Below are 8,256 nucleotides of genomic sequence, written 5' to 3' on the forward strand. Positions count from 1 at the left end.
GTTGAACACCCTCAGCCTGGTACGGCCGGCATCGACCGGCTCCAGGTCGTAGCCGCCTTCCGGGACGGTCACGATGTTCTTGGACAGCTCCGTCCAGCGGATCCTGCGGGACGGCTCGAACTCACTGATCCGGAACTCACGGCCGGTCGTCATCCCGGCGTCCTTGACCCTGCTGCGGTAGACGGTGCCGACGGCCGTCGGGCCGTCCGTGGTCTTCCTCATCTCCAGCACTCTGGGGCTGAACTTCGGGTCGTTCTCGCCGTCGGCGAGGAAGGCGAAGACCTCCTCGACAGGCCGGTCGATCACGACCGTCGCCTCGAACTTTCCTGCCATGCCGGCTCCCTGTTCCTCGTTCGCTCTTCACACTTCGCTCACTCCGAAGCACTCAGGTACGCCCTCCAGCCTGCGGCGGAGCATCGGGATCCGGGCGGTCGGCCTGGTCCGGACGGGTGACTACGGAACCGGCCGCACCGGCAGCTCCTGCACGCTGTTGCCCACAAAGCTGGCGTGGCGCGGCAGTTCCGGCTCCGTGACGGCCAGGTCAAGCTCGGGGAAGCGGGTGAACAGCTGCTCCAGAGCTATGGTCGCCTCCATCCGGGCCAGCGGCGCACCGAGGCAGTAGTGCGGTCCGTGGCCGAGGGAGAGATGCCGCGAGGCGGAGTTCCGGGTCACGTCGAAGCGGTCCGCGTCGGTGCCGTGCGCGGCCTTGTCGCGTCCGGCGGCCGAGTATCCGGCCAGCACGGGCGTCCCCTTGGGGATCACGGTCCCGTCGAGAGTGAGATCCCGCGTCGGGTAGCGGAACGGGAAGTAGCTGACCGGGCTGTCCCAACGCAGGGTCTCCTCGACCACGTCCGCCCAGCTCGCCTCGGCCGACCGGACCAGGGCGAGCTGGTCACGGTGGGCGCACAGCGCACGGACGGCGTTGGTGATCAGGTTCAGCGTGGTCTCGTGCCCGGCGATGATCATCAGCAGCAGGGTGCCGATCAGCTCGTACTGGCTGAGCCGGTCGCCGTCCTCCTCGCGGGCGGCGATGAGCGCGCTGGTGAGATCGTCGCCGGGCTCCTTCATCCGGGCGGCCGCGACCGTGCCCAGCACCTCCACCAGCTCCTTGTTGGCGGCCATCACCTCCTGGGGGCCGATGTCGGTCGCGACGACCTGGTTGGACAGATGGTGCAGCCGGTCCTGGTACTCGGCGTCCACGCCGAGCAGTTCGCAGATGACGCCCATCGGCAGCGGCATGGCGAAGTGGCGGCGCAGATCGGCGGTGCCGCCGCCCTCGGCTGCCGCCCGCCCGAGGCCGTCCAGCAGCGAGGCGGTCACCGTCTCGATGCGCGGCCGGAGCTCTTCCACACGGCGCGCGGTGAACGCCTTGCTCACCAGGGACCGCAGCCGCCGGTGGTCGGCGCCGTCGGCCGTCGTCATGCCCTGCACGGTCGCGAAGGTCTTCAGCGGCCAGCCGTCGGCTATCGCGCCCTCGCGCAGCGCGGTGAAGTGCTCGGCTCCCTTGGCCACATCGGGGTGGGCGAGGAACTCCTTGAGCGCGTCGTGTCCGAGCACGGCCATGCCCGCCACTTCACCGGGGAGCACGACGGGGGCCACGGCGCCCCGGGCGAGCAGCCGTGCGTTGTCCGCGTGCGGGCAGCCGCCGGCCGGGTTCATCCGGTGCGCGTCCGTGGGTGAGGTGTTCAACGAGGCTCTCCTGTCTGTGGCGCGGTGTGCGGAGCGTGCGGTGCGTGCACTGACTGCCGTACGTGCGGTGCTTGCACTGCTTGCATTGCCTGCATAGCCTGCGGTGCTTGCGGTGTTCGTGAGGCGAGGGGCAGCTGAGGGTCGGTGAACCGGACCGGGAGCGCGGCAAGCCCCTTGCTCCAGGGGGAGGAGATCCAGGCCAGTTCCGACTCCGCGACGGCCAGCTCCAGGTCGGGCAGCCGGTGCCGGATGGTGTCCACCGCGGTACGGGTGATCAGCCGGGCCGGGTCCTGCGCCGGGCACGTGTGCGGTCCCGCCCCGAAGGCGAGATGGGAGCGGTTGCCGACGACCGGGCTGCCGTCGGGCGGCAGAACCGCGGGGTCGGCGTTGGCCGCGGCCAGTCCGAGGACCAGCATGTCGCCGGCCCGGATGTCCTGGCCGCCGAAGCTGAGATCCCGCGTCGCGTACCGGGCGGGGAAGTTCTGCGTCGGCGGGAAGCGCCACAGCACCAGGTCGAGCGCGTCGTCGACGGTGAGATGACCACCCGTCAGCGAGGACCGGAACGCGGGGTCGCAGAGCAGGATGCGCAGGGTCGTGGCGATCCAGTTCACGGTGGTCTGATTGCCCGCGACGAACATCACCACCAGGTTGTGCAGCACCTCCTCGTCGGTGAGACGTGCCGGGTGGTGCAGCAGCGCCGAGGTGACGTCGTTGCCGGGCCTGCGCCGCTTCTCCTCGATCAGCGCGAGCAGGATCGCGCCCATCCGCTTGCTCGCGTTGGCCGAGTCCGCGTTGGAGGCGGCCATCCCGGCGATGGCCTGGACGAGCTGTTGTCCTGTCCGGTCGTCCAGGCCGAGCAGCCCGGTGATGACCTGCATCGGGAGCTTGCGCGCGTAGTGCGGTACGAGGTCCGCCTCGCGGCGTTCGGCGAAAGAGGCGATCAGCTGCTCGGCCGCGGCCCGGACACTGCGGCGCAGCTCGTGTCCGTTGATCCCGGCGAGTGCGTCCGAGACGGCGGCCCGCATCCGGCGGTGCTGCTGGCCGTCGGCGAACAGCAGCGCGGGCCGCCAGCCGACCAGCGGCAGGATCGGCGAGTCCGCGGGCACCCGGCCCTCGCGCAGCAGGCCCCAGTGGCGCGGATCGTGTGAGAAGTCCTGCTCCTCGCGGGTGAGCCGGAGCAGCTCGCGGTGGCCGAGGACCAGCCAGGCCTCGATGCCGGGCGCAACGGTGACGGGGGCCACCGGGCCGTACCTGTCGCGGAGTTCCTCGTACAGAGCGGGCATCGCGTCGCCGCCGAGATGCGGCCCGTACAGCGCGGTGGCGGCCGGGCAACGGCCACCGCGGCCGGTGCCGGGGTGCCCGTGGGCCGGTGAGTGCGGCGAAGAGCCGTGCGGGGTGGTCATGAGGACTCCGTGGCGGCGTCGATGAGATGGCGTACGAGAGCGATCAGGGCCCGGACGGAGGAGGCGGCGTCGCGGGCGTCGCAGGCCACCAGCGGAGTGTTCGGAAGCAGATCGAGAGCCGTGCGGAGGTCGTCCTCGGCGTACTGGGGGCTGCCGGGGAACACATTGACGGCGACGGCGAACGGCAGATCGAGGTCCTCGAGATTCCCGAGGGCACCGAACGAGGCGGCCAGGTCACGGGTGTCGATCAGCGCGAGTGCGCCGAGCGCGCCCTTGGCCAGATCCCGCCAGGCGGGCAGGAAGCGCTGCTGGCCGGGCGTGCCGAACAGATACAGCACCAGTTCCCCGTCGATGGTGATCCGGCCGAAGTCGAGGGCCACGGTGGTGGTCGTCTTGGCGCGCTCGCCGCCGGTGTCGACCCGGGCGCCGGCCCGGGTCATCACCGCTTCGGTGAACAGCGGCGGGATCTCCGAGACGGTCCCGATGAGCGTGGTCTTCCCGACCCCCAGCGGGCCGACGACGAGGATCTTGGCCGCGCCCGCGACACTCGACGTGAGGTACTTGCCGGACGGCGTCTCCGCGGACGACGACGCCGGAGCGTCAGAGACGGCTTTCGAGGCCATGGAGGACCTTTCTCAGCATGGTCACATCGGCGCGTTCGGCCGGCGGAATGGGCGGACGGGCCAGGATCAGCCCCCAGTCGATGAGATCGGCGAGCAGCACCTGGACCACCGACGGCGGCTGGCCCAGGTGCGCGGCCACCTCGGCCACCGACAGCAGTCCCTGACAGTGCGTCAGGATCATCCGGTGCTCGGGCTGGAGGGACTCCGGTACGGCGACATCCGCGGCCATCACCAGGGTCTCCCAGGACAGCGGCACACCGCCGCTGCCCGCCCGGCCGCCGGTGATCACGTACGGACGTACCGCGCGCGTGGTGGTCCGTCCTTCCGAACGGTCCGTCATGAGGACGGGCTCACCGGATCCCGCGGCTGCGTGCTCAGATGCGCGCCGATCTTCGCCACGAGCAGCTGCATCTGCTGGGCGACCAGGCCCACATCGGCCTCGGTGTCGGTGGCGACGCCGAGATGGGCCCCGACGCCCGCGTGGGTGAACAGGACGAAGCCGTGCTCCGACTCCAGCATCAGCTGGCGCACTCCGGCGCCGCCGCCGAACAGCAGCGCGGCGGTGGACCGTCCGGTCATCGTCATCGCCGCGCACGCCGCGGAGAGCGATTCGGCCTCGGGGACACTGAGCCGGGCGACCGGCCCGGCGAGGTCCTCCGCCGAGGCGTGACCCAGCCGCAGACCGTCCTCGGAGACCACCACGGCGTGCCGGACCCCCGGGATCTCGGTCAGCGGGCGAAGCATCCACCCCAGGTCGGGCAGCCTCGTTATCGCTCCGGTCACTGCCGGCCTCCCTCGTGATCGGTCTCGTCGGGCATGGGGGTGTCCTCCAGGGCGGCGCGGCCCCGTCGTGATCCGGAGACCACGCTGGCGATCGACGCACGCGCGGCCTCCGGTGTCCAGGTGCTGTCGGCCGGGTCGGGCTGCGGTGTGTGCAGAGTCTGCTGTACGGCCGCGTCACGGGCACCGCGCCGGCTGCGGCGGCGGGGCAGGCCGCCCGGAGCGGGCTGCGGGCCCTCGTCGGCGCGCGGCGCGTCGGCGTACGGCGGCTCCTGCGGCCGCTCCGTCGCGCCCTGCGCCGGCTGCGGCGTCTCGTGCAGCGGTTTCGGCGGCGCCGCCGTGGCCGGGGAATGGCGCGGCGCCGCGAAGTGGGAGAGCGGCTCGGTGAGCAGCCGGTGCGGAACGAACGTGACGGCGCGGGTTCCGCCGTACGCCGACGCTCCCGTCAGCTCCACGTTGAAGCCCAGCTCGCGGGTCCAGCGGCCGACACAGGCAAGGCCGAGGCGCGGCACCGCGCCGAGCCGGGCCAGGTCCAGGTCGTCGCGGAGCCGAGACGTCGCCTGGTGCAGGACGTCGGGCGGCATTCCCAGGCCCGCGTCGTCGATCTCGACGACGGCGCCGGCCCCCACTTCCCGGATCGTGACGACGACGTTGGTGCTGGACGGGGAGAACACCGTCGCGTTCTCGAGGAGTTCGGCGATCGCGTGCATGAGACCCTCGACGGCGGGCGGCACCACATGGAGCGTCTGCCCGCCGTGCACCTCGACCCTGCCGAACTCCACGATGCGTGACTGGGCGCCGCGCACACAGTCGTAGAGCGACACGGGCCGGGTTTCGCGCCTGGCGGGCCAGATACCGCACATCACGAGCAGTGTCTGGGCCTTGCGGGTCATCTGCGCCGCCGCGTGGTCGGCCTTCATGACCTCGGCCATCAGGCCGGCGTCGTCGATGGAACGCTCGACCTGGTCCAGCACCTGCTGCTGCACCGTGGCCATCGCGTGCATGGTGCGGGCGACGGATTCGAAGGCGGACTGCACGGAGTCCCGCAGCGCCCGCTCCCTGCGGACCGCTTCGTCGGAGCCGAGTGCCGTGACCACGGCGGCCAGTGCCTGCGCGAACTCCTTTCCGGTGTCGGCTTCGGAGCCGACCGGCCCGGGTACGCCGTCCAGCCGCCGGCCGGTGCGGGTCCGTTCGGCGATGGCGGGAACCCGCACGTTCGCCAGATGCTCGATCTCGGCTCCGCGGGCGGCTGCCAGTCGCTGGTGCAGCTCACGTCCGCGGCGTTCGGCATTGCGCTCGCGCCGGAGCCACAGCGCCCAGCCGAGGAGCGACAGCGCGACGACTGCGCCGCCCGCGCACAGCAGTACGGTCATGACACGACGCTTCGGGATGACGCGACCACGGAGAGAGTGCCCCTTCCAGACCACACTGTGGCTCCCCTGGCGATCGGGAGCATCCAGATCCTACGATCAACCAGACGCTATCGAACGCCAGTTGTGCAACTCCCGTCACTTTCTGCCAACGCTGTCACAGAGACCGATGGCTACCGGTGCCGGGATGCTGCATAGTGTGGGTTCGGCCTCGCCTTCGCCCTGCGCGGGCGCGGGGGTCACGGCGAGCAAGGGTGCGGGGCCATGCGTTCGGAGCGTACGTCAGCCGCGCTGGCCGCCGTTCTGCTCGCCGTGCTCGCCTTGCTCGGCGTCCGGCCGGCCACCGCGACCGCGCTCGTCACCGGCCCGGCGCCCTCGGCGTCGCTGCCCGCACCGGCTGCCGGTGCCCCGTCGTCCCGTCACACCGACCGCCTCTCGCGCACCGACGGCGTACAGACCCGGCCCGACGGTCCACGGCGTACGACGGTCGGACACGTCCACGCCGGCAGTCAGTTCTCTCCCCTGCCGGGATCCGGCGCGCTGCCACCGCACCGTCCCCGGCCGCCCGTTGCGCTCCGCGGCGCGGACCGGGCCGTTCCCACGAGCGACTTCGTACGGCCGACGGCCCGTGCGGAGCTTCTGGGAGTGCGCGGACCTCCGGGGACGGCCGGTCACCGGTCCCGTCCCACATCACCGCCGGTACGTCCTCGCTGAGGGCGCCCGGCGCCCTCACGGAGGAAACCCATGACTCGCGCCACCGCGGTGCGGGCAGTTCTGGCTGCGCTCGTGCTGCTCGTATCCGTCTTCATCGCACTCACCCAGTCCCCCAGGCTCGGCCTGGATCTTCAGGGCGGCACCCGAATGGTGCTCCAGGCCCACGACTCCCAGGCCGCCGAGGCGGACCGCGACACCACCGAGCGCACCATGGAGGTGCTGCGGCAGCGCATCGACGCGCTCGGCGTCGCCGAACCGACACTGACCAGGTCGGGGGAGAACCGCATCGTCGTCGAACTGCCGGACGTCCAGGACCCGAGGAAGGCGGCGGAGGTGCTGGGCCGCACCGCCCAGTTGAGCTTCCACGCCGTCGAGGAACCGGCCCCCGAGGGCGCGGGCAGGCAGCGGGTGCTGCCCGACGAGCAGGGGCGGCCCGTGCATCTCGGCGCGGCGGAGCTGTCGGGCGCGGGCGTGCAGGACGCCGTGGCGCAGTTCGACGCCCAGCGGGGAGCGGGCTGGTACGTCGCCGTCGAGTTCCGCTCGGGCGAGGCCCGCGACTGGGCGCCGCTGACCGGGCAGGCGGCGTGCCATCCGGTCCAGGACGACCGCCGCCGGGTGGCGATCGTCCTGGACGACCAGGTGATCTCCTCACCGCAGGTGGATCCCTCGGTGGCCTGCGGGTCGGGCATCGCCTCCGGTTCCACGCAGATCACCGGCTCGTTCAGCGCCGACGAGGCCAGGGAACTCGCCCTGCTGATCAAGGGCGGGGCACTGCCCGTACCCGTCGAGACCGTCGAACAGCGGACCGTCGGGCCCACGCTCGGCGCCGCCGCGATCAGCGCGAGCGCGCAGGCCGCGGTGATCGGAGCGGTACTCACGGCGCTCTTCGTCACGGCCGTCTACCGGCTCTTCGGCGCCCTGGCCGCCGTCGCCCTCGTCGCGTACGCGGTGATCTCGTACGCCGCGCTCGTGGCGCTCGGCGTCACCCTGACCCTGCCGGGGCTGGCCGGTTTCGTCCTGGCGATCGGCATGGCCGTCGCCGTGATCGTCCAACTGGTCTATCTGGCGTCGCGCTTCCGCTGGACGTTCGCGGTGGGGTGCGTCATCGCCCTGGTGCACGACGTCACCATCCTGATCGGCGCGTTCGCCTGGCTCGGCCGGTCCGTGGACGGCATCTTCCTGGCGGCCCTGCTGACCGTCATCGGATACTCCGTCAACGACTCGCTGGTGGTGTTCGACCGGGTCCGGGAGCTGTGGGGCAAGAACCGCGGCACTCCGCTGCCGGCGCTCGCGGACACGGCCGTCCTCCAGACGGTGCCACGGACGGTCAACACCGGGATGGGCGCCCTGTTCATCCTCTGTGCCCTGGCCGTCCTCGGCGGCGACTCCCTCGCCGACTTCGCCCTGGCGCTGCTCATCGGGGTCTGCGTGGGCACATATTCGTCGGTCCTCACGGCCGTGCCGGCGGCTCTCGTCCTCGAAGGCCGGTGGGGCGCCCCGGCGGCGACAGCAGGCGGGCGCGGTCGTCGGCCGGTGACGCGCCGGGACCCCAGGGGGTGTCCGGCGGATCAGGCTGGATCAGCGAGCGGCGTCATGCGGCTTCGGATCCAAGGCGGAGGAGGAAAAAAACGCGGAGCGTCGGTGACCGACGACAACGCAGGAGACGGAGTCGCAGGG

The 8,256-nt window shown here is 71.9% G+C and carries 9 protein-coding genes; 2 read left to right on the top strand and 7 right to left on the bottom strand.

The window, feature by feature from the left end; all coding sequences use genetic code 11:
* The 7 genes from ACWGI8_RS33945 to ACWGI8_RS33975 all read right to left on the bottom strand — a co-directional run.
* On the bottom strand, positions 1-333 hold a 333-nt coding region (locus ACWGI8_RS33945), incomplete at its 3' end, for an SRPBCC family protein (RefSeq protein WP_453666874.1).
* A 120-nt stretch (positions 334-453) separates the two neighbouring features.
* Positions 454-1,659 (bottom strand): cytochrome P450 family protein, encoded by a 1,206-nt coding sequence (locus ACWGI8_RS33950; RefSeq protein ID WP_453666885.1) that lies wholly within the window; start codon positions 1,657-1,659, stop codon positions 454-456.
* 26 nt (positions 1,660-1,685) lie between these two features.
* The gene (locus ACWGI8_RS33955) at positions 1,686-3,092 is read right to left on the bottom strand and encodes a cytochrome P450 (RefSeq protein WP_453666876.1); all 1,407 of its coding nucleotides are present in this window, start codon (positions 3,090-3,092) and stop codon (positions 1,686-1,688) included.
* Positions 3,089-3,715, bottom strand: coding sequence for a GTP-binding protein (locus ACWGI8_RS33960; protein WP_453666877.1), 627 nt, complete (start codon positions 3,713-3,715; stop codon positions 3,089-3,091). Before ACWGI8_RS33960 ends, ACWGI8_RS33955 begins: the two co-directional genes overlap by 4 nt.
* A complete protein-coding gene (locus ACWGI8_RS33965; protein WP_453666878.1) occupies positions 3,693-4,055 on the bottom strand; it encodes a DUF742 domain-containing protein in 363 nt (120 codons plus the stop codon). The genes ACWGI8_RS33960 and ACWGI8_RS33965 overlap by 23 nt, the downstream gene beginning before the upstream one ends.
* Positions 4,052-4,498, bottom strand: coding sequence for a roadblock/LC7 domain-containing protein (locus ACWGI8_RS33970; protein WP_453666879.1), 447 nt, complete (start codon positions 4,496-4,498; stop codon positions 4,052-4,054). The genes ACWGI8_RS33965 and ACWGI8_RS33970 overlap by 4 nt, the downstream gene beginning before the upstream one ends.
* A complete protein-coding gene (locus ACWGI8_RS33975; RefSeq protein WP_453666881.1) occupies positions 4,495-5,868 on the bottom strand; it encodes an ATP-binding protein in 1,374 nt (457 codons plus the stop codon). Before ACWGI8_RS33975 ends, ACWGI8_RS33970 begins: the two co-directional genes overlap by 4 nt.
* Positions 5,869-6,129: 261 nt before the next feature.
* On the opposite strand from ACWGI8_RS33975, the gene ACWGI8_RS33980 reads away from it, so the two are divergent.
* Together ACWGI8_RS33980 and secD are read left to right on the top strand one after the other, a co-directional pair.
* Positions 6,130-6,579, top strand: coding sequence for a hypothetical protein (locus tag ACWGI8_RS33980; RefSeq protein ID WP_453666882.1), 450 nt, complete (start codon positions 6,130-6,132; stop codon positions 6,577-6,579).
* 30 nt (positions 6,580-6,609) lie between these two features.
* A partial coding sequence (secD, locus tag ACWGI8_RS33985; protein ID WP_453666883.1) for a protein translocase subunit SecD occupies positions 6,610-8,256 on the top strand: 1,647 nt, incomplete at its 3' end.

The sequence above is a fragment of the Streptomyces sp. NPDC054841 genome (assembly GCF_053611045.1).